Here is a 21,757-nt window from a genome sequence, read left to right as displayed (position 1 = left end):
TTTTATCAAATAATAGGGGGCTTGTCATAACGAAATCGTCAAATTTTTCAAATTTTTACATATAAATGGTTTTGCTTCCGAAATAAAATAAAGCGACCCTGTCACGACGATTATGCTATTTTCTTGAAGGTTTTGTATCTCTTCTTTAATATAAGATTTCCAATTGTCAACGGCCACTTTGTTTTGTGATTGGGAGATGTTCAGCAAATCCTTCCCTTCAGCGGCCCGCGGGAAATCAAAGCTGACAAAGGAAATTTGATTCGCTATGGTATCGAGCTTGGCAATCATTTTATCGAGCTTCTTATCCTTTAAGGCTGCAAAAATGATATGGATATCTCGATCTGCATATCTTGAAGATATTTCATGAACTAATGCTGTAATTCCTTCATCATTGTGGGCACCATCGATAATCACGTGTGGATTTTCTGAAAGGATTTCAAATCTTCCTGGCCAATAGGCTGATTTTAATCCGCTTCTGATAGCTTGCTCAGCAATGTTGAACGAGCTAGCTTGATTCAAAAATTGTGCCGCACAAACAGCCAGTGAAGCATTTTCCGTTTGATGCTGACCAATCATGCTGATTTCGAGTTGGTCCATGTTGCTTGTTGGGGATTGTAAATTAAAAACTTCGCCTTTTGTGAGCGATGTATGAGCGCTTAAGGAAAATTCCTGATTTAACCGATAAATGGGTGCTTCCTTTTTCTCCGCTTGGTCTTCGATGACTTTTAATGCACCGGGGTGTTTCACCGCTGTAAAGATTGGTGTCTTCGCTTTAATAATTCCCGCTTTTTCAAATGCAATTTCTTCATAAGAATTTCCGAGAATATTTGTGTGGTCGAGCCCTATGTTTGTAATGATTGAAGCTAATGGTTGAATAATATTGGTCGAATCAAATCGTCCACCAAGACCTACTTCAAAAAGAACAATATCCACCTTATTCATGTTAGCAAAATAATAGAAGGACATGGCGGTAATCACTTCAAATTCCGTTGGTCCGCCCAGTTCCGTTTCCTCTAATTCATCTGATAAAGGGAGAATGATATTGGTTAGATCCAGGATTTCTTGATCGCTTATCGGCTTCCCGTTCATACTAATTCTTTCGTTAAATTGTTCGATATAGGGAGAAGTAAACGTACCAACCGTATAACCGGCTGCTTCCAGAATCGAACGTAGAAAGGTAACGGTTGAACCCTTTCCATTTGTACCGCCAATATGGACGGCCTTGATTTTATTTTCAGGGTGGTCGAGCTTTTCCATCATCCATTCCATCCGTTTTAAACCGGGCTTAATCCCTAGCCTTAACCTGGCATGAATCCAATCTAATGCTTCCTGGTATGTAGTAAACATTCTTGACACTCCATCTATTTAGTCTTGGAATAAAGGCGAGACGAATCCAAATTGGATTCGTCTCTTTATTGTTTAACCTTTTAATTCTTTAATACGCGCTTCAACAATGCTTCTCTTTTCAAGATAATCATTTTCCTTGGCACGTTCTTCAGCAATTACACTTTCTGGAGCTTTTTTGATAAAGCCTTCATTGCTTAATTTCTTCTGAACTCGTTCTACTTCTTTATTTAGTCTTTCATATTCTTTTTGTAGACGAGCGATTTCTTCGTCAATGTTGATTAAGCCTTTAAGCGGCAGGATGATTTCTAAACCTGTAATAACCGCTGTCATCGCTTTTTCCGGAGATTGAACCTCAGTGCCCATTGTTAATTCTTCCGGATTACAGAAGCGTTCGATGTAGCTGCGATTCTTCTCGATGGATTTTAATATCTTTGCATCTTTCGCTTTAACAAGCATTTTGATTTTCTTGCTTAATGGAGTATTTACTTCGGCACGGATATTCCGTACAGAGCGGATCATTTCCATTAACAGCTTCATTTCTCCGGCTGCTTCCTCATCAGAAAGCACAGGCTTCACCTCAGGCCATTTCGCTGTAGTAATCGATTCTCCAGCGTGAGGAAGGTTTTGCCAAATTTCCTCGGTGATAAACGGCATGAATGGATGTAATAAACGCATCGTATTGTCTAATACATAAGCAAGAATGGAACGAGTCGTTTTCTTCGCCGCTTCATCATCACCATATAGTGGAAGCTTCGCCATTTCGATATACCAATCACAGAAATCATCCCAGATAAAGTTGTAAAGAGCACGGCCAACTTCACCGAATTCATAGCGATCAGATAGTCTAGTTACATGGTCAATCGTTTCATTTAGACGAGTTAAAATCCACTTATCGGCAACTGATTTTTCACCGCTGAATTCAATTTCCTCATAGGTCATGCCGTCCATATTCATTAACGCAAAGCGGGAGGCGTTCCAAATTTTATTGGCAAAGTTCCAGGTCGCTTCAACCTTTTCAGTGCTATAGCGTAAATCCTGCCCTGGAGAAGTACCAGTTGATAAGAAGTAGCGTAAGGAATCTGCACCATAATTATCGATGACATCCATTGGGTCAACACCGTTACCTAAAGATTTACTCATTTTCCGGCCTTGCTCGTCACGAACGAGACCGTGGATAAGAACATCTTTAAATGGACGCTCGCCAGTAAATTCGATGCTTTGGAAAATCATTCTAGATACCCAGAAGAAAATGATATCATAACCGGTTACTAAAACGTCTGTTGGGAAGAAACGCTTGAAATCAGCCGCTTCCGTATCAGGCCAGCCCATTGTCGAGAACGGCCAAAGTGCGGAACTGAACCAAGTATCTAATACGTCTTTATCCTGCTCCCAGTTTTCACTGTCAGCTGGTGCTTCATGGCCTACATAAACTTCTCCAGTTTCTTTGTGATACCATGCCGGGATACGGTGTCCCCACCAAAGCTGTCTTGAAATACACCAATCACGGATATTTTCCATCCAATGGAGGTATGTTTTTTCAAAACGGTCTGGAACGAAATTTACTTTGTTTTCTTTGCTTTGAAGAGCAATCGCTTCATCGGCAAGCGGCTGCATTTTAACAAACCACTGAGTTGAAAGGTATGGCTCGACTACTGCGCCGCTACGCTCAGAGTGGCCAACGGAATGCAGGTGATCTTCAATTTTGAATAATACGCCTTGTTCCTGAAGGTCTTTAACAATTTGCTTACGGCATTCGAAACGATCTAAACCTTGATATTTACCAGCCTTCTCGTTCATCGAGCCGTCTTCGTTCATAACCAGGACACGTTCAAGATTGTGACGGTTGCCAAGTTCGAAGTCATTAGGATCATGTGCTGGTGTAATTTTTACAGCCCCGGAACCGAATTCCATATCCACATAATCATCGCCGACGATTGGAATTTCACGACCAACGATTGGAAGGATTACGGTTTTTCCGATTAAATGCTTGTAGCGCTCGTCTTCTGGATGAACGGCAACCGCTGTATCACCAAGCATTGTTTCAGGACGGGTTGTCGCAACTTCGATATGTCCTGAACCGTCTGCCAACGGATATTTCATGTGGTAGAAAGCACCTTGAACATCCTTGTAGATAACTTCAATATCAGATAAAGCCGTTTTCGTGGATGGATCCCAGTTAATGATGTATTCGCCGCGGTAAATAAGTCCTTTGTTATAAAGTGTAACAAATACTTCACGAACTGCTGCAGATAAGCCTTCATCAAGGGTGAAGCGCTCACGTGAGTAATCAAGGCCTAGGCCAAGTTTTGCCCACTGCTGGCGGATATGGGAAGCATACTCTTCTTTCCATTTCCAGGTTTCTTCAACAAATTTTTCTCTTCCTAAATCATAGCGGCTTTTGCCTTCGCTGCGGAGCTTTTCTTCTACTTTTGCCTGGGTCGCAATTCCGGCGTGGTCCATTCCAGGGAGCCAAAGAACGTCATAGCCCTGCATTCTTTTCATTCGTGTAATGATATCTTGTAACGTAGTATCCCACGCATGACCTAGGTGAAGTCTGCCTGTAACGTTTGGCGGCGGGATAACGATTGTATATGGCTGTTTGCCTTCATCATTTAATGCTTCAAAAAACTTTCCTTGTAACCACCATTCATAACGACCTTTTTCAATCGATTGCGGGTCGTATTTGGTTGGCATTGATAATTCTTTTGTTTCCATTGTTTTGCCTCCTTTATATTCCGTGAAAATACAAAAAACCCCATTCGTCATAAAAGGACGAATGGAGTTGCTTCGCGGTACCACCTTTTTTCCAATCAAATTCATGATTGGCACTTAACTGGATAACGGATTTCATCCGTCTTCAACTACTCGGGCCAAATGACCTTTTCGCAGAAGAAGCTCTTGGGCGACCTTCTGATGAACCTCTTAGGAAATCTTCCAGCTAATGATTTCCCTCTCTTTAAGCAGGCTGACATCGTACTCTTCCCTGTCTTAGCTTAACTTTTTAAATTATATTGTTATACTACCGAAAAATAGGGTTTCACGTCAATCATGATTGCCGATTTTTTTATTATTTATACTTTATGAACTGGAAAACGAAATTGATTGTATTTATTATGCACTTTTTTCAGTTAGTTCTTCAAATGATTGTGCTGCATTGGAATTTTTAAGAATGCTTTCCGATTTAGCCATAGTAATGCCTAGGATGGACCAAAAAATCGGTGCAACCGGAACCGTACTAATATTAAAAAATGCTTGTACCAAATACCCTAGGATTGTCGCAATTAGTCCGTAAAGAATTAATTTCTCATTCCACTGTGCTTGTCTAACAGCTTGGAATGCCCTCCTAAAAATGACAAATATGAAAAGCAAGTAAGTTAAGAGTGCAGGTATGCCTAATGTAATGGCTATTTGCAAATATTCGTTATGGGCTTTATCCACTGTTATGTTTGGATCGCCAAAAAATTCTTGCCGTTCTTCTGGAGATGCTTTGAATACAAATTCAAATGTATCAGGACCAGAGCCAACCCAAAAATACTTTGGAATAAGCGGCACCGATTTTTCCCAGATAAAAAAGCGCGATGAACCCTCATGACCGGTACTTTGATTGGATGCCACACTATAGGTATCCGTGACAACAGAGTTGATCCGATTAAAGTATTGGCCCTTTTCAGTGATATTAATAACCAAAAGTAAAAGTGCCATCGTAATTACTAAGGAAGCCCATCTCTTCCAAAGGAATTTTCTTTTTAGGACAACAAATAGGGAAAGAAAAACAGTTCCGCAAAAAACCCCAACATAGCCGCTTCTTGTACTCGAAAAAATAAGCGCAATAAAGCCTAAACTTGACGCAATAAAATATAACGATAATAACTTTTTATTTTTTTCCGGTAAGTACGCCATCATCGAGACTAGCAAAATTAAAACAAGATACGATCCAAAAAAGTTAGGATTATCAAAAAAGGTATAGGTTCCAGCATAACCGCGCATTGCGCTGTTTCTCGGCAGGAAATCTAAAGAATAATGCTGCAGTATTCCATACACGGAAACAATCATTGAAACAATGGCAATGCCAGGAAAGACTTTATTTACCTTCTTTAAATCTAGTAACTTATATGAAAAAAGAAAAACACTGCAATAGGAGAAGAAGGTAATAAGTCCTTCCTTGCGATCGATGGAGCCATAAACCGAGCTATATGTATAATTGGAAAAAGCAGTTGAAAGCTCCACTAAGGATAAGAAAACTAATAATATATAGATTGCTTTTGATTCCTCTTTTGCAGGTAATAAAGTACGATATTTTCGTTTAAAAATAATAAAGAGCCAAGCAGCAACCACAAAAAGATACAAGTAATTGGTCTTAGTGGTGGTGTAGTATGGATCAATTCCCCACGGATAAACCATTAACGGAAACAAAACGATAAACCAATACATTTACTATTTTTCTCCCTTTAAAATAACTGGTAATTTATTTACTTTCTCATTATTCCATTTCCTAATAAACTATTCAATCTGAATTTTTCATTAAAATGATTTATTTTAGGGGAATACGTAGTGGGTTTGGAATATACATAAAATAAATGTCATAAAAGCAAGGGGAGGTTTCCAGGTGAAAGGGAATTTCAACAAAATTAAATACCAACCCTGGTTTAGAACGTGCCGGAGAGTATGCGGACAATTTATTGTCCCTTTTGTGATATTTCAATTTATTCGAACGCTGTTATTGCCTACAGTCTTTGACGTATTATTATTAGCGGTGTTTATCGCGATTGCGATTTCCATCTTTTTTGACATAGTTTAAGGAGCCCATGAGGCAGGTTTTTCACTGCTACTGGGCTCCTTCTTTTGCTTTTTGCTGGGCTTCGATTTCCGACATTCTCATCACGACATACTCCGAGTTTTTCAAATGCCAGTAGCGTTGCTGCAGCTTACGGACGAATTTCAACTCGTTCTTCGGCCGCTGCTTTCGATAAAATTTTTCTGCCATTTGGATAATTGGAGTTGGATAAGCCAAATAGCTGTAAAATAATTGTTTTTCATCTGCTTTGAACGGAAAATATTTATAATAATGATAAATCCAATCGATGACATCATCACTGCGCTTTGGGCTTGTATTTAAGGCGCGGGATAAATAAGGCAGAAGATCATGAATCGGTGAACCATAGCGGGCATTTTCAAAGTTGATAAAAAAGCCGTAGCCCCGTTCATCGTATAGAAAATGTTCGGATGATAATTTCCCATGGGTAATCACCATTCGTGCCTTATCGTTTTCTTTTGTCCCCTCATACCATTCTTCAAATTTTGTTTTCGAAAATCTAAGTGCCTGGTTTATTTCATTGTAGTACAGGCAATAAAGCAATTCGAATGGCGACATATAGGTTTTCTTTTCGCATTCATCCACGAAGCCATCCAAGAATTCCTGATGTTTTTCGTATTGTTGAATCGTCTTTTCATAATGTTCAGTTCGTTCTTCTTTGCTTATCGTGATCTCTTTCGCAGAAAGGGTGTGAAGTCTGGCCAGTTCACGGAAAAGCTGGTGATTCTTTTGCTGCCGATCTTCTCGGTGATCATTCGGCATCCATGGCATTAGATAATAAAGGTTATTTTCGTGGAGGACAGCATACCTGCCATCCATCGTCGGATAGATTGGAACGATACGATTAAAGCCTTTTTGATAAAGTAGATGAACGTGACGAATGAAATCGGTTCCTGTTGCAGGGGCGATTTTTTTTAATGCAAAGGTGCCTTTATTGGAATAGACTTTTTGAACAGGTCCGAAATCTTCAACAAAATAAGGTTCAATAAGATAGTTATTTAATATTGGTGAAAATTCATCAATTCTGCTTGAGTCACTCATAGAACTCAACTCTCTTTCTTCGAAAAACAGAAGCACTGATAAATGAAGGTGAGCAGGTCAGAAAACCCGCTCATCTTCTTTTAAAAAATTATTTTTTTGCTAGTGTTGCAGGGATATATAATACCTGGCCTTCATAAACATCTTGATTCAGTTCCAGCTGGTTGACGCGAAGAAGATTGTTTACGGAGACATCGTAACGTTCTGCCAGGCTGTCTACTGTATCCCCTTTTTGAACGATGCACATCTTTAATCTCGCTTGTTCTGCCCCCTCGTCTTTCCGGGCAAAAAATTCTGTCAGCGTCATGCTTTTCTTTTTAATCGGAAGCTTTTTCTTAATCTTTTGGATAAAGTCTTCTGATGAAGAGGATGAAGAGGAGCTTTCTTCATGCTCTGAAACTTCCACTGCTTTAACTTCCACTTTTTGAACCGGCTCTTTTTCAACAACAATTTTCTCTTCTTCTACAACCGCCTTTTTCTTATCACCTCTTGCTTCTTGGAAGCTCCAGGCAGGCTGGTAGTTTTCTTCTTCCTCTTCTTGATAAAAGTTTTGCTGCGGCTGATAATTGAAGTTTGGATATTTCGGTAAAACGTCAACACTTTCTTCTTCAAGCGGCTTTCTTGCCTCTGTTTCAAACAAGAAGCTGTCTTGATAATTGCTTTGTAACGCAGCCTGGATGGATTCTACTTCATCCACTTCAGTTTCGGAGCGGTGAAGGACTTCAAATTCAGGCTCTGCTGCTTCTGCTTCCTCCTCCTGCTGCTCAGTTCCGTAAAGGCCGCTGATGGTCAGCTCAGCAGAGAGCTTTAGGCAGCTGCGCTCTGGGAGGGAGTAGTCAAATGATTCAACAAGAACATCAATATCATAAATACTTTGAATCCGATTGTTAGGAATGGTGATATCAACTGGGAAACGGTGTGAAAATTCACAGATTTCTTCCCCTTCGCGTTCTGCCACTCGCTCGACAAATTTTTGAGAGGTAAACCCTTCTTCTTCAATTACTTCGCTTTCTTCGTAACTTTTATATTCGCCGGTGAGTTCCAGCGAACCTCTTATGGTTACGTACTGATCGTTTTCCTGGATGGTGATGTCCGGGTCTAGAGAAATGGAGATAAGCTCTTCGACTTCCTGTCCTTTTCTAAACCACAGCGACTCCTCCAAGGAAAATCGCAGACACGATTGATTCTCCTGGGACAAAGCGACTCCTCCTTTCGTTTCCTTTACGCAAAATCACTATGTCACTTACACTCTATGAGGCATCTCTTTTATTTATGATTAAAAAGCATCTTTAAAGAAGAAAAACACACCAGTCTTCTTCAGACGAGTGTGTTTAGACATTTAATGATGGACGATTTTATTTTTTTTCTGTTGTTCGGAATAATCCTTCACCATTTGATAAATTTGAAAAACTACAGAGTCAATCTGCGTTATTTTGTCCTTTTCATTTAAAAAGACGACTACAGAAGTTTGATCGTTAAAATAGGCATGCATCGTGTACCATCCGCCTACCACGCCTAAACTGTATGCAGCTGATTTATTATAGTAAAGCCCCAGGCCATATTTCCTGTTATATCCAGGGGTAAGCATTTGTTCTACGCTGCTTTTTGAAACAAGTTTTCCGTTTAATAAGGCACGATCAAATAAAGACATGTCATATGGTGTCGAGTATATATCTCCACAGGCAAATAAATGATAGACATTCATGAATTTCACAGGTTCGACTTCTCCATTTTTCATTATATACCCAATTGAAGTAAATGGGGCAGGATGTTCATGAGTCATAAAACCCGTGTGCAACATTGGAACTTGATCCAGGATGTTTTTTTGGATAAAATCGTGCAAAGACGTACCAGTCACCTTTTCTAAAATATATCCAAGGACAATATAATTAGCATCTAGATAATCCCATTTGGTCCCGGGTTGAAATTTTATAGGACCTTTCTCAATTTCTTGAATCAGATTCAGGGGTGTAACATCTCCCTTATGCCAGTGAAGTGCTTGGATTCCGGAAGTGTGTGTCATGAGATGATAGAGTTTTATTTTAGAACCATTTGGAAAGTCTGGGATATATTTCAAGACAGGGTCTTCTATATTTAATTTCTTCTCCTCCTGGAGCTTCATAATGCTGGTAGCTAAAAATAATTTGGAAATCGAACCAATCGGATAAGTAGTGGAAGCATCATTTAATAATTTTTTCTCTTTATTGGCATAACCGATCCCCTCACTAAAAATAACTTGATTATCTTTAGCTACTAGTACGCTGCCGCTAACATTTTTTGAAAACAAAAGCTCTCTAATATTCTTTTGAAGTTGTTCTTTATCCTCATAAGTACTTTCTTTTTCCTTTAGGTTCGTGTTTTCCAGATTACTCGTTTTACTAACCTGTATTTGGTCAGGCTTTTTTATCATCGCATTGCTGTTTTGAAGAAACTGCATTTCACAACCAGTCGTATTAATCAAAACCACGAACATTAGCATCAGTAAAGCCAGACCTTTTCTCTTCACATTTCCGCACCCTGCCCTCTGATCATCTATTACAACTGACTTAGTTTATCAAAAGAATGTTGCAAAAACATGTCCAAAATTAATAGTTTTTTAAAATAAAACACTCTTATCAAATATGATAAGAGTGTCCCATTTATGTTTATTTCAGTTTTGAAAAAGCAACTTCTGCTGCCTGAATCGTCTTTTTGATATCTTCATCAGAGTGCTCAGTTGATAAGAACAATCCTTCAAATTGTGATGGCGGCAGGAAGATGCCCTGATCAGCCATTTCACGATAATACGCTGCAAAGAATTCCAAGTTAGAGGACTTTGCTTTTTCATAATTGATAACTTCTTCATTTGTAAAGAAGAAACCAATCATCGAACCAGCTCGGTTGAATGAAATAGGAATATCATATTTTTCAGCTGCTGCCTTAAAGCCTTTTTCCAGAAGGTCACCCTTGCGAATAAATTCGTCATAGTGCTCCGGTGTTAATTGGCTTAATGTTTCAAAGCCAGCTGTCATTGCAAGTGGGTTACCAGACAAGGTTCCAGCTTGGTAAATCGGACCGGCTGGGGCAATCCGCTCCATAATCTCCGCTCTGCCGCCATATGCTCCAACAGGAAGGCCGCCGCCGATTACTTTACCTAAACAGGTAATATCCGGTGTAATGTTAAAATAACCTTGCGCACAGTTATAACCCACACGGAAGCCAGTCATTACTTCATCAAAAATAAGCAATGAGCCGTTCGCCGAGGTAATCTCACGAAGGCCTTCTAAGAAGCCAGGAAGCGGCGGAACAAGTCCCATATTACCGGCAACTGGCTCAGCAATGATACAAGCGATATCCTCACCGAATTGTTCAAACGCATATCGTACGCCTTCAAGGTCATTGTAAGCGACGGTAATCGTGTTGGAGGCTACCCCTTCAGGCACCCCTGGGCTGTCTGGCAATCCAAGTGTTGCCACACCAGAACCAGCTTTTATCAATAAGGAATCGCCATGCCCATGATAGCAGCCTTCAAATTTTAAAATCTTGTTGCGTCCTGTGTAGCCGCGGGCTAAACGAAGCGCACTCATCGTTGCTTCCGTACCAGATGAAACCATCCGTACCACTTCAATAGATGGTACACGTTCGATGACAAGCTTCGCCAATTCATTTTCCATTAAGGTTGGTGCACCATAGCTTGTACCTAATTCAGCTACTTTCTTAAGCCCTTCCACCACTCGGTCGTTTGTATGGCCGAGGATTAGCGGCCCCCAAGAAAGAACGTAATCAATATATTCATTGCCATCAATATCATAGATTTTGGAGCCTTTGCCTCGTTCCATGAAAATCGGATCCATATTCACTGATTTAAAGGCGCGAACCGGGCTGTTGACACCGCCAGGCATAAGTTTTTGGGCTTCTTTAAATGCTTCAATCGATTTTGTATACGAACGCATCTTTTTCCCTCTTTTCAAAAATGGATTATTCTTCTTCCTTTAACCAGCGAATCGCATCTTTTGCAGCATAGGTGATGATAAGATCTGCACCGGCACGCTTCATGCCAATGAGCATTTCAAGAACGGTCTTTTTCTCGTCAATCCAGCCATTTAAGGCAGCCGCTTTGATCATGGAATATTCTCCGCTTACGTTGTATACGACAACAGGTAAATTAAAGGTATTTTTCACATCACGAACGATATCTAGGTAAGGCATTCCAGGTTTAATGATTAAGAAATCTGCTCCCTCAGCCACATCGGATTCTGCTTCCCTAAAGGCTTCCAAGCGGTTTGCCGGGTCCATCTGATAGGTTTTGCGGTCGCCAAACTGCGGTGCGCCTTCTGCCGCTTCACGGAATGGGCCATAGAAGGCGGAAGCATATTTGACGGCATATGACATGATTGGAATTTCTTGAAAACCAGCTTCATCTAAACCTGCACGAATTGCCGCTACAAAGCCGTCCATCATGTTTGACGGTGCAATGATATCAGCTCCAGCTTCAGCTTGGGCGACAGCTGTTTTTACAAGCAATTCAAGGGATTCATCGTTTAGGACTTTCTCCCCTTCTACGACACCGCAATGGCCATGGCTGGTGTATTCACACAAGCATGTATCAGCGACAACGATGATTTCTGGGAATTTTTCTTTTATAAAACGAGTTGCAACCTGGATAATGCCATGGTCATGGTAGGCTTGCTCACCGCAGGCATCTTTTGTTTTCGGGATACCGAATAGCAATACGGACTTAATTCCGTGGGCCACAATATCCTCCATTTCGGCTTGCAGATTGTCCATGGATACTTGGAATACACCAGGCATAGATGATACTTCGTTGCGAATGTTTTCCCCTTCATAAATAAACAGCGGATAAATGAAATCTTCCGCTTTCAGGTGGTTTTCTCGAACAAGTGCACGCATGCTTGCGCTTGAACGCAGGCGGCGGTGGCGTTTAAATTGAAGATCCATAGTATTTTCCTCCCAAAATAATACTTTATTTGTGAATTTTTCTGGCTTATTTGCGAATCTGTAGCTTTTATTGGCGAATCCTATTTTAGCGATGCTTATTTAAAAAATCTATCGTGCTATTGATCATGTCTTTCACAGTATACTCCTTTGGTGAAGCATGCACCGTAAGGCCGTATTCTTGTAATTTTTTCTCGGTGACTGGCCCGATGCAGATGATGATGCAGCTTGACATCTGCTCGTACAAACCGTATTCCTTTACCACTTCCATGAAATGATCAACCGTTGATGGACTCGTAAAAGTTAAAATATCAATCTCTCCATCAGCCAACATTCCACGTACTTTTAAACGACTTTCTTCAGGCAGGTATGTTTCATATATGACGACCTCGTCAACCTGAGAGCCAGCCTCTGTCAATGCAGTTGCGATATATTCACGGGCAAGATTGCCTTTTGGAATTAGCACCTTAGAACCACGCTCAAGGATCGGTAAAAACTCCTCTACAAATTCTTCGGCAACATAAACCGAAGGAACAAACTCAGCTTGAACCCCTTTTTCCTTTAAAATCTCTTCGGTCTTTTTGCCAATGACCGCGACCCTCGGTAAAACCTCCATACCATCTTCTATAAAAGAAAAAAAGGTTTCCACCGTAACATTACTCGTAAAAATAATCCAATCATATGTATCAAGAGCCCTCAAACAGTCTTGAAGGCGCTCATTTGATTCTATGGGTCGAAAGGCTATTAGAGGGATTTCTACGGGAATCCCTCCAAAGCGTTCGACAAGCTGCGAAAAAGATTTTGCTTGATCTTTTCCTCTTGGAACAAGCACTTTTTTATCAAGGAGAGGCAGGGAGTTTAGCATTGACCTTCGAGCTCACGTTTCACTCGTTCAATCAGGTCCTTGGCTCCTTTTTGAGTTAATAAATCCGCAGCTTGAACACCAAGCTCTTCCGGATTTTGTCCGCGAAGTTCTTCTTTAAAAATCTCTTGACCTTCAGGAGATCCCACTAATACATTTAAGACGATTTCATCGTTTTCATCGATACGGGCAAACCCGGCAATCGGCACCTGGCAGCCGCCCTCCATTTTTTGCAAGAAGGCACGCTCTGCGCGAACGGCTCTTTCCGTTTTCTTGCAGGTGAATTTTTCAAACAGCTCAAGAAGCTCTTTATCATCTTCACGGCACTCGATCGATAATGCCCCCTGTCCAACGGCAGGGGTACAAATTTCAGCATCAATAAATTCAGTCACGACGTCACTTGCCCAGCCGAGGCGGGAAAGGCCTGCTGCCGCTAAAATGATGGCATCGTATTCTTCACTCTTTAATTTTTCCAATCTTGTATCGACATTGCCGCGGATCCACTTAATCTCTAAATCCGGACGCTGAGCTAACAGCTGGGCACTGCGGCGCAGACTGCTCGTACCAATAATGGCACCAGGCTTCAAATCCATTAGCTTTACATGGTCTCTAGAAATAAGGGCATCGCGGTGATCCTCACGAAATGGCACACAGCCGATAGTCAGACCCTCCGGCAATACAGCAGGCATGTCTTTCATACTATGAACCGCCATATCAATGTCTTTATTCAGCATGGCTTGCTCAATTTCCTTTACAAATAACCCTTTACCGCCTACCTTGGAAAGGGTGACATCTAATATTTTATCACCTTTCGTGACGATTTCTTTTACTTCGAATTCAAAGCGGGGGTCTATTTTTTTTAGCTGTTCAATCACCCAATTTGTTTGTGTTAAAGCTAACTTGCTGCGTCTAGAGCCTACAATAATTTTTCGCATGACTGCCTCCTATGAGTACCATAAATGAAAAGATGATAATCGACCAAATAAGAAAAAGTTAATTAATACGATTAAAAAAGATGCTGTATTCCAAAGGGCTAATTTTTTCCCTGATAGATTTTTTGCAATTCGAAGATATAAAAAAACGCTATAAGCCGTTAGTAAGAGAAACGAACCTATAATTTTCATATCATACCAAGGCATCCCGGGAACCTTAAGAAAAGCCCATTGCAAACCCAAGATGAGGGCTAACAGCAGCATAGGAACACCGATTACGGCTAATATGTAAGATAATCTTTCGAGCTTCTCTAAATCTGCGATCCGGACGAGACGTGTTCCCCACTTTTTTCTTTTTAATAGATCGTATTGAAGCAGGTATAGCACTGAAAAAACGAAAGATAATGAAAAAGCCCCATATGATAGAATGGCCATCGTAATATGAATTAATAAAAGTTCAGATACTAGTTGTTTGGCCATGACATGTGAATGGTATTGCATTGGGGCGAAGGTATGAATCACCATGACGATAAAGCCTAATATATTTGTAAAAAAAACAATAAAATCCACTCTAAGTAATCGATTTATACCAAGTGACAATGTGACTAATACCCAAGAATAAAAATAGAGTCCCTCAAAGATAGTAAGAACAGGGAATCTGCCTGTTTTATTCATATAGAAAAATAGAAACACTGTTTGTAAAATCCATACAAATGCAAGTAACCAGAAGGCAGTACGGTTTGCCTTCCGGTTATGGTGAATGAAGTCGAAAAAATATAACAACACACTGAAGGCATACAGAACAACTGTAAATTCATGAAGCCTTGTCATAAAGACATCAGACATAATTCAGGGGGCCCCCTTATGACTGAAAGGAAGCCTGTGCTTCTGTAACCGATATTTTATTGGTTTCGGCTGCTTTCGCATGTTGTTCGTGAACAAGCTCTTCAATATTAAATATTTTCATAAATAAGTCCATGGCCTGTTCGGCATTAGGTTTTGCAGCCAATTCTTTTGCTTGTAAAATTGGATCTTTTAACATTTGGTTAATAATACTCTTGGTATGTTTATTTAACACCTTGATATCACGATCAGATAAATTAGGAAGTTTGCGTTCCAAACTCTCCATTGTTTCAGCCTGGATCGCAAGGGCTTTTTCGCGAAGAGCTGAAATGACAGGAACCACACCAAGCATACCTAGCCATTGCTTGAAGTCGACGATTTCCTTTTCAATCATAAGCATGATTTTTTCAGCCGCTTTTTTGCGTTCTTGCAAGTTAGCCTCGACAATTCCCTCTAAATCATCGATGTCATATAAAAAGACGTTTTCCAGTTCCGCAATAGCCGGATCTAAGTCGCGTGGTACGGCAATGTCCACCATAAATAATGGCTTGCCCTTCCGCATTTTTTCAACTTTTGCCATCATCGCTTTGGTAATGACAAAATCTTTCGCACCTGTTGAACTGATTAGAATATCTGCATCTACTAAGGACTTTTCCAATTCAGAAATCGTCTTTGCTTCACCGCTGAAACGGCCGGCCAACACTTTGGCTTTATCAAAAGTCCGGTTAATGACCGTCACTTTTTTGACGCCGTTGCCATGCAGGTTTTGTGCGGCTAATTCACCCATTTTGCCTGCGCCGAAAATCAACACATGCTTATTTGCAAGCGACCCGAAAATTTTCTTTGCTAGTTCGACTGCTGCATAGCTGACTGAAACAGCATTGGCACCAATCTCCGTTTCTGAATGAGCCCGTTTGGCAAGAGTAATCGCCTGTTTAAACAAGTGGTTAAACACGGAACCTGTAGTTTCCTCTGCTTGGGCCAGCATGAAGCTTGTACGAACCTGTCCTAGAATTTGCGTTTCACCTAAGACCATTGAATTTAGTCCACAGGTTACATTAAACAAGTGATCGACCGCACCATCCTCTTCATATATGAAGAGGAACGGTGAAAATTCTGCTTGTTCCATTCCAAACCATTCAGCGAGAAATTCTTTAATATAATAGCGGCCTGTATGTAATTGATCGACAACCGCGTAAATTTCCGTACGATTACATGTAGACAAGATGATATTTTCTAGGATGCTTTTCTTTGTGTTTAATTTCTTAATGGCATCCACAAGATCAGTTTCACTAAAAGTTAACCGCTCACGGATTTCGACAGGGGCAGTTTTATAGTTTAGACCGACAACTAATATATGCATTTGTTTAGAACACCCCCATTAATAACATGAATAACTAGATTGATTATATCACGAGCATTTTTTACTTTCGCTCGGAAAATGTGAACATTAAATGAAACTATGTGGTAACATAGAAAATTATATGGGCAAAATTACTTCCCTATGTACAGTACCAAAAAAATCGATGATATTCAAGTGAACCTTACTGGAAGTGGTGTATTTCAATGAAAAACCAGCGTATTTTCCCTGGAATTATATTAATTGGTTTTGGAGCCTACTTTTTATTACAACAAGCAGGGATAACTATTTTTCAACAATTTTTCACTTGGCCTACGTTAATCATTATTGTTGGAATTGCTTTTCTCGGTCAAGGGTTTTGGGCTAATGACCAGGAAGCCATTCTTCCAGGCGTAATCATGACTGGATTTGGCCTTCATTTTCATCTCGCCGGCCATGTTTCGTTTTGGCCAACTAACACGATCGGTATGTTAATTTTGATTATATCAATCGGATACTTTCTCCGTTTTCAAAAAACAAACACAGGATTATTTCAAGCATTCCTCTTTCTCATTTTAGCAGTGATGCTGCTTTTCTATGATAAAATTGCGGGATATCTTGGATTATTACAAAACGGAATGAGCTTGGTTTGGAAATTTTGGCCCGCTCTCTTAATAGTTGTTGGTATTTATTTTTTACTAAAAAAGAAAAAATAACCGCCTGGCATTACGCCTGGCGGTTTTTGTTTACATATAGCTTTGTAAAATTGCCCACGCTTTATCCTTTCCTTCCCCGGTTTCAGAGGAGAACAGGACGATATGGTCGTTGGGATCAAGATCTAACGATTCACGTGTCACTTTTAGGTGCTTCTGCCACTTTCCTCTTGGGATTTTATCCGCTTTAGTGGCAATGACGACGCAAGGAATTTCATAATGCTTTAAAAAATCATACATCATGACATCATCAGAAGTTGGCGGATGGCGCAAATCAACGATTAGCACACACGCTCTTAATTGCTCCCGGGTCGTAAAATAAGTTTCAATCATCTTCCCCCAGGCTGCCCGCTCGGTCTTAGACACTTTTGCATATCCATATCCAGGAACGTCAACAAAATGAAGAATTTCATTGATTAGGAAAAAGTTTAATGTCTGAGTCTTTCCAGGCTTGGAAGAAATCCTCGCCAAGCCCTTCCGATTCAGCATCTTATTGATAAAAGAAGATTTGCCGACATTTGAACGGCCGGCAAGTGCAAATTCAGGCAGATCCGTTTCCGGATACTGCTCAGGTTTAACTGCACTAATAACTATATCTGAACTTACTACTTTCATTCTGCTCCGCCTTCCAATAGAGCATGCTTCAATACTTCATCAACATGTGTTACTGGAACAAACTCTAATTCATTTCGAACACTTTCAGGAATGTCATCGATATCTTTTTCATTATCCTTTGGAAGGATGACCTTTGTGAGGCCTGCTCGATGAGCACTAAGTGTTTTTTCTTTTAAGCCGCCAATCGGCAGCACTCTGCCGCGTAAGGTAATTTCACCGGTCATGCCGACTTCGCGGCGGATCGGTCTGCCCGTTAAGGCAGATACCAGTGCGGTTGCCATAGTTATCCCGGCAGATGGTCCGTCCTTTGGTACGGCTCCTTCCGGTACGTGAATATGAATATCATATTTTTCATGGAAATTCTCATCAATACCCAGTTCCTTCGCTTTAGAGCGAATATAACTGAAGGCTGCCTGCGCTGATTCCTTCATGACATCACCAAGTTTACCCGTGAGAACCAGTTTTCCTTTTCCGGGGGCTAAGGAAACTTCTATCTGCAAGGTATCTCCGCCCACGGTAGTGTACGCTAATCCTGTTGCCACGCCCACTTGGTCTTCTGATTCCGCCTGGCCATACCGGAATCTTGGTTTTCCTAAAAACTCTTCTACATTTTTATCGGTAATAACGACGCGTTTCTTTTCACCAGATACGATGATTTTGGCCGTTTTGCGGCAAATTGTCGCCATCTGGCGTTCAAGACTTCTAACCCCTGCTTCGCGTGTATAATAGCGGACAACTTTTAAAATCGCATCATCACGAACCTGTAAGGTGCTTTTTGAAAGGCCATTTTCTTTTATTTGCTTTGGCAGCAAATGATCTCTTGTGATATGAACCTTTTCAATTTCAGTGTAGCCGGCAATTGTGATGATTTCCATTCGGTCTAGTAATGGCCCCGGGATGGTGGACAGGTTGTTCGCCGTTGCGATAAACATGACCTTCGATAAATCGTACGTTTCTTCTATATAATGGTCGCTGAAATTATGGTTTTGCTCTGGATCAAGGACCTCCAACAGCGCTGCAGATGGATCGCCGCGGAAATCGCTCGACATTTTATCGATTTCATCTAATAAAAAGACAGGGTTTATCGTGCCCGCTTTTTTCATTCCTTGAATAATTCGGCCTGGCATGGCGCCGACATACGTTCTGCGATGACCGCGAATTTCGGATTCATCACGAACGCCGCCAAGTGATACACGGACGAAGTTGCGATTGAGCGAAGTTGCGATGGAACGTGCTAAGCTTGTCTTCCCGACCCCAGGAGGTCCTGCAAGACATAGAATCGGTCCTTTTAAGGAGTTTGTCAGCTTTTGAACCGCTAAATATTCCAGCACACGTTCCTTCACTTTTTCAAGGCCATAATGGTCTTGATTAAGGATTTTTTCAGCCCGAAGGATATCAATGTCATCCTCTGTCTTTTTCGACCATGGAACGGAAATTAGCCATTCAATATAATTGCGGATGACCGCACTTTCCGCTGAGCTTGTAGGTACCTTTTCATAGCGGTCTAATTCCTTAAGCGCTGCTTGATGGACATGTTCAGGCATTCCCGATTGCTCAATTTTTTTGGTAAGTTCGGCGATTTCACCTGTTTTGCCTTCTTTATCGCCTAATTCCTTCTGAATCGCCTTCATTTGTTCACGTAAATAATATTCTTTTTGGGTTCTTTCCATGGACCGCTTGACACGCTGGCCAATTTTCTTTTCAAGATTAAGCACTTCTTTTTCATTATGAATCGTGTCAATGACCATGTTCATTCTTTTTTTTACGTCAATCGTTTCAAGAATTTCCTGTTTTTCCTTCAGCTTGATTGGCAAATGGGAGGAGATGATATCCGCCATTCTCCCAGGTTCCTCAATATCTGCGACAGACGCATAGGTTTCAGCAGAGATTTTTTTGGATAATTTTATGTATTGCTCGAAATAATCAAGCATCGTCCGCATCAAGGCTTGGTCTTCAACATCTTTCGTATCTGAGTCCTCGAAGGTGGTGATGGTGACTGAATAGTAATCTTCTTCATCATAAAAAGAAACAATTTCCGCCCTGCTTAGTCCTTCCACCAATACTCGGATTGTTCCATTTGGCAATTTAAGCATTTGTTTAACTTTCGTTAAGGTTCCAACCTTGTATAAATCCTCTTCAGAAGGCTCATCGATCGAGACATCCTTTTGAGTGGTTAAAAAAATTAAATGGTCATCTACCATTGCTTTTTCGAGGGCCTGCACTGATCTATCACGGCCGACATCTAAATGAAGCACCATGGTTGGATAAACAAGCAATCCCCGAAGCGGCAGGAGGGGGACGAGCAATTCATTATTTTTCGCCAAAATACAGCACCTCCACATGCATAATCCTTTTTTACTACTGCCAAAGCAGAATAGTCTTTGTTGTACAATTCTATCTTATTTGGTTTTACGTGTCTATTTTTAGAGATAGGGTAGGCATCTCTTTAGCAATATAATTATTTTCCCCAACATTCTCACAAAAAAACTCCGGTTTGCTTTTTAGGTCAAACCGAAGTGTTTGGTTAAATGGACTCTTTTTTAGATAGTTCAATAGAAGCGGGAATGGCGATATTTTTCCGATAATCATTTTTCAAGGCAACTTCAAATACCTCATGCAGATGATTGACTGGAACGATTTGAATGCCCTCGATTTCATTAAGAATCGTTTGCATATTTTCTTCCGGGATAATAACCGTTTTCGCACCGGCTTTCTTGGCCGCCTTTACCTTCGGATAAACGCCGCCAATTGGTTTTACATTTCCATGAATACTGATTTCACCCGTCATCGCTACGGTGTTGTCGATCGGAATCTTATAAATTGCTGAATATATACCTGTCGCCATGGCGATTCCTGCTGATGGTCCGTCAATTGGAATACCGCCTGGGAAATTCACATGGATATCGTAATCATTTGCCGGGACACCCATGGAGCGGAGAACGGTTATGACATTTTCAATCGAGCCCCGTGCCATACTTTTGCGGCGTATCGATTTACCCTGTCCGCCAATGCTTTCCTCTTCGACGATTCCTGTAATATTAATGGTTCCTTTTTCTTTTGCCGGAATGACCGTCACTTCTATTTCGAGAAGCGCACCGGAATTTGGTCCATATACAGCTAGTCCATTGACAAGACCAACATGGGCAATATCATTGATTTTTCTTTCCATTCTCGGAGTCATTTGACTGGAATGGATCACCCATTCGATATCTTCATCTTTGATAAAATTGCGGTCTTCCGTAATGGCAAGTCCCGCTGCGATTTGAATCATATTGACCGTTTCACGGCCATTACGGGCGTATGTAGAAAGTGTATTCACACCCGTATCGTTTATTTCCATATTCACCTTATCCGCTGCTTTTTTTGCTACTGTCACAATTTCTTCCTGATTTAAGTCACGGAAGAAAACCTCCATGCAGCGCGAACGAATTGCCGGGGGAATTTCACTAGGTGTTCTCGTTGTTGCCCCAATGAGGCGGAAATCGGCTGGTAGGCCATTTTTAAAAATATCATGGATATGCGTTGGAATCTGTGTATTTTCTTCATGATAATAGGCACTTTCAAGGTAAACCTTACGATCCTCTAAAACCTTTAACAATTTGTTCATTTGAATCGGATGCAGTTCGCCAATTTCATCGATAAAAAGGACACCGCCATGAGCATTTGTTACGGCCCCTTGTTTAGGTTGCGGAATCCCAGCCTGGCCCATTGCACCAGCCCCTTGATAAATCGGGTCGTGTACGGATCCAATTAACGGGTCAGCAATCCCCCGCTCATCAAATCGTGCTGTTGTAGCATCTAGTTCAATAAAAACGGATTCTTTTTTGAATGGTGATTTCGCGTTCTTTTTTGCTTCTTCTAATACAAGACGGGCTGCTGCTGTTTTCCCGACGCCCGGTGGTCCGTAAATTATGACATGCTGCGGATTCGGTCCGCATAATGCTGCTTTTAAAGATTTTATACCATCCCCTTGGCCAACGATGTCTTGAAAGCTTGTGGGACGTACCTTTTCAGATAATGGTTCTGTTAATGATATCGATCTCATTTTTCTAAGCTGTTCCATTTCTTTTCGGGACTCCCTATCGATGGAAACCTTTTGAGTTCGCTGATTCCTAAGCAAATTCCAAAAGTATAGCCCGATGATGATTCCAAAAAACAGCTGTATAAATAAAGCAATCCCCGTCCAACTCATATTTTTCCCTCCAGCACTTTGTACTTCTATAGATATTAATAAGTATTTCCTGCCGAGTGGTGGAATAAACCACAAAATGCAAGAAACTGATGTGCTGGGAATCTGTGTTGGGATGGGTTTGTCTATTT

Annotated in this window: 17 protein-coding genes and 1 other annotated feature; of the genes, 2 read left to right on the top strand and 15 right to left on the bottom strand. The window is 40.9% G+C overall.

The window, feature by feature from the left end; all coding sequences use genetic code 11:
- Positions 1–24: 24 nt before the first annotated feature.
- The 3 genes from AC59HZ_RS01170 to AC59HZ_RS01160 all read right to left on the bottom strand — a co-directional run bounded on the left by AC59HZ_RS01170 (position 25) and on the right by AC59HZ_RS01160 (position 5,778).
- The gene (locus AC59HZ_RS01170; RefSeq protein WP_496544090.1) at positions 25–1,347 is read right to left on the bottom strand and encodes a bifunctional folylpolyglutamate synthase/dihydrofolate synthase; all 1,323 of its coding nucleotides are present in this window, start codon (positions 1,345–1,347) and stop codon (positions 25–27) included.
- 72 nt (positions 1,348–1,419) lie between these two features.
- Positions 1,420–4,062: a valine--tRNA ligase gene (locus AC59HZ_RS01165; protein ID WP_496544089.1), complete on the bottom strand. Its 2,643-nt coding sequence runs from the start codon at positions 4,060–4,062 to the stop codon at positions 1,420–1,422.
- Positions 4,063–4,112: 50 nt separating this feature from the next.
- Positions 4,113–4,346 (bottom strand) — a binding site (T-box leader).
- A 112-nt stretch (positions 4,347–4,458) separates the two neighbouring features.
- Positions 4,459–5,778: an O-antigen ligase family protein gene (locus AC59HZ_RS01160; RefSeq protein WP_496544088.1), complete on the bottom strand. Its 1,320-nt coding sequence runs from the start codon at positions 5,776–5,778 to the stop codon at positions 4,459–4,461.
- Between the two features lie 175 nt (positions 5,779–5,953).
- Between AC59HZ_RS01160 and AC59HZ_RS01155 the strand changes: the two genes are divergently transcribed.
- Complete coding sequence (locus AC59HZ_RS01155) at positions 5,954–6,145, top strand: YszA family small membrane protein (RefSeq protein WP_496544087.1); 192 nt, start codon at positions 5,954–5,956, stop codon at positions 6,143–6,145.
- A gap of 27 nt (positions 6,146–6,172) precedes the next feature.
- Here the strand turns inward: AC59HZ_RS01155 and ysxE are convergent, their stop codons facing one another.
- The 9 genes from ysxE to hemA all read right to left on the bottom strand — a co-directional run bounded on the left by ysxE (position 6,173) and on the right by hemA (position 16,133).
- On the bottom strand, positions 6,173–7,201 hold the full coding sequence (gene ysxE / locus AC59HZ_RS01150) for a spore coat protein YsxE (protein ID WP_496544086.1): 1,029 nt from the start codon (positions 7,199–7,201) through the stop codon (positions 6,173–6,175).
- An 88-nt stretch (positions 7,202–7,289) separates the two neighbouring features.
- Positions 7,290–8,396 (bottom strand): stage VI sporulation protein D, encoded by a 1,107-nt coding sequence (spoVID, locus tag AC59HZ_RS01145; RefSeq protein WP_496544085.1) that lies wholly within the window; start codon positions 8,394–8,396, stop codon positions 7,290–7,292.
- Positions 8,397–8,537: 141 nt separating this feature from the next.
- Complete coding sequence (locus tag AC59HZ_RS01140) at positions 8,538–9,704, bottom strand: serine hydrolase domain-containing protein (RefSeq protein ID WP_496544084.1); 1,167 nt, start codon at positions 9,702–9,704, stop codon at positions 8,538–8,540.
- A gap of 139 nt (positions 9,705–9,843) precedes the next feature.
- The gene (hemL, locus tag AC59HZ_RS01135; protein ID WP_496544083.1) at positions 9,844–11,130 is read right to left on the bottom strand and encodes a glutamate-1-semialdehyde 2,1-aminomutase; all 1,287 of its coding nucleotides are present in this window, start codon (positions 11,128–11,130) and stop codon (positions 9,844–9,846) included.
- Positions 11,131–11,155: 25 nt separating this feature from the next.
- Positions 11,156–12,136, bottom strand: coding sequence for a porphobilinogen synthase (hemB, locus tag AC59HZ_RS01130; RefSeq protein ID WP_496544082.1), 981 nt, complete (start codon positions 12,134–12,136; stop codon positions 11,156–11,158).
- Positions 12,137–12,221: 85 nt separating this feature from the next.
- A complete protein-coding gene (locus AC59HZ_RS01125; protein WP_496544081.1) occupies positions 12,222–12,998 on the bottom strand; it encodes a uroporphyrinogen-III synthase in 777 nt (258 codons plus the stop codon).
- The gene (gene hemC, locus AC59HZ_RS01120; protein ID WP_496544080.1) at positions 12,992–13,930 is read right to left on the bottom strand and encodes a hydroxymethylbilane synthase; all 939 of its coding nucleotides are present in this window, start codon (positions 13,928–13,930) and stop codon (positions 12,992–12,994) included. Before hemC ends, AC59HZ_RS01125 begins: the two co-directional genes overlap by 7 nt.
- Positions 13,931–13,939: 9 nt before the next feature.
- Complete coding sequence (locus AC59HZ_RS01115; RefSeq protein ID WP_496544079.1) at positions 13,940–14,773, bottom strand: cytochrome C assembly family protein; 834 nt, start codon at positions 14,771–14,773, stop codon at positions 13,940–13,942.
- A 16-nt stretch (positions 14,774–14,789) separates the two neighbouring features.
- A complete protein-coding gene (gene hemA, locus AC59HZ_RS01110; protein ID WP_496544078.1) occupies positions 14,790–16,133 on the bottom strand; it encodes a glutamyl-tRNA reductase in 1,344 nt (447 codons plus the stop codon).
- 203 nt (positions 16,134–16,336) lie between these two features.
- Between hemA and AC59HZ_RS01105 the strand changes: the two genes are divergently transcribed.
- A complete protein-coding gene (locus AC59HZ_RS01105; RefSeq protein ID WP_496544077.1) occupies positions 16,337–16,825 on the top strand; it encodes a LiaI-LiaF-like domain-containing protein in 489 nt (162 codons plus the stop codon).
- A gap of 30 nt (positions 16,826–16,855) precedes the next feature.
- On the opposite strand, the gene yihA is transcribed toward AC59HZ_RS01105, so the two are convergent.
- The 3 genes from yihA to lonB form a co-directional block, all read right to left on the bottom strand.
- Positions 16,856–17,437: a ribosome biogenesis GTP-binding protein YihA/YsxC gene (gene yihA, locus AC59HZ_RS01100; protein WP_496544076.1), complete on the bottom strand. Its 582-nt coding sequence runs from the start codon at positions 17,435–17,437 to the stop codon at positions 16,856–16,858.
- Entirely contained in the window at positions 17,434–19,761 is a 2,328-nt protein-coding gene (lon, locus tag AC59HZ_RS01095; protein WP_496544075.1) for an endopeptidase La, read from the bottom strand. The genes yihA and lon overlap by 4 nt, the downstream gene beginning before the upstream one ends.
- A gap of 200 nt (positions 19,762–19,961) precedes the next feature.
- A complete protein-coding gene (gene lonB / locus AC59HZ_RS01090; protein ID WP_496544074.1) occupies positions 19,962–21,629 on the bottom strand; it encodes an ATP-dependent protease LonB in 1,668 nt (555 codons plus the stop codon).
- Positions 21,630–21,757: the final 128 nt, after the last annotated feature.

Source organism: Neobacillus sp. DZ-9, from assembly GCF_059587065.1.
Note: the sequence above shows the minus strand (reverse complement) of the source record. Positions and strands in the feature narration are given on the sequence as shown.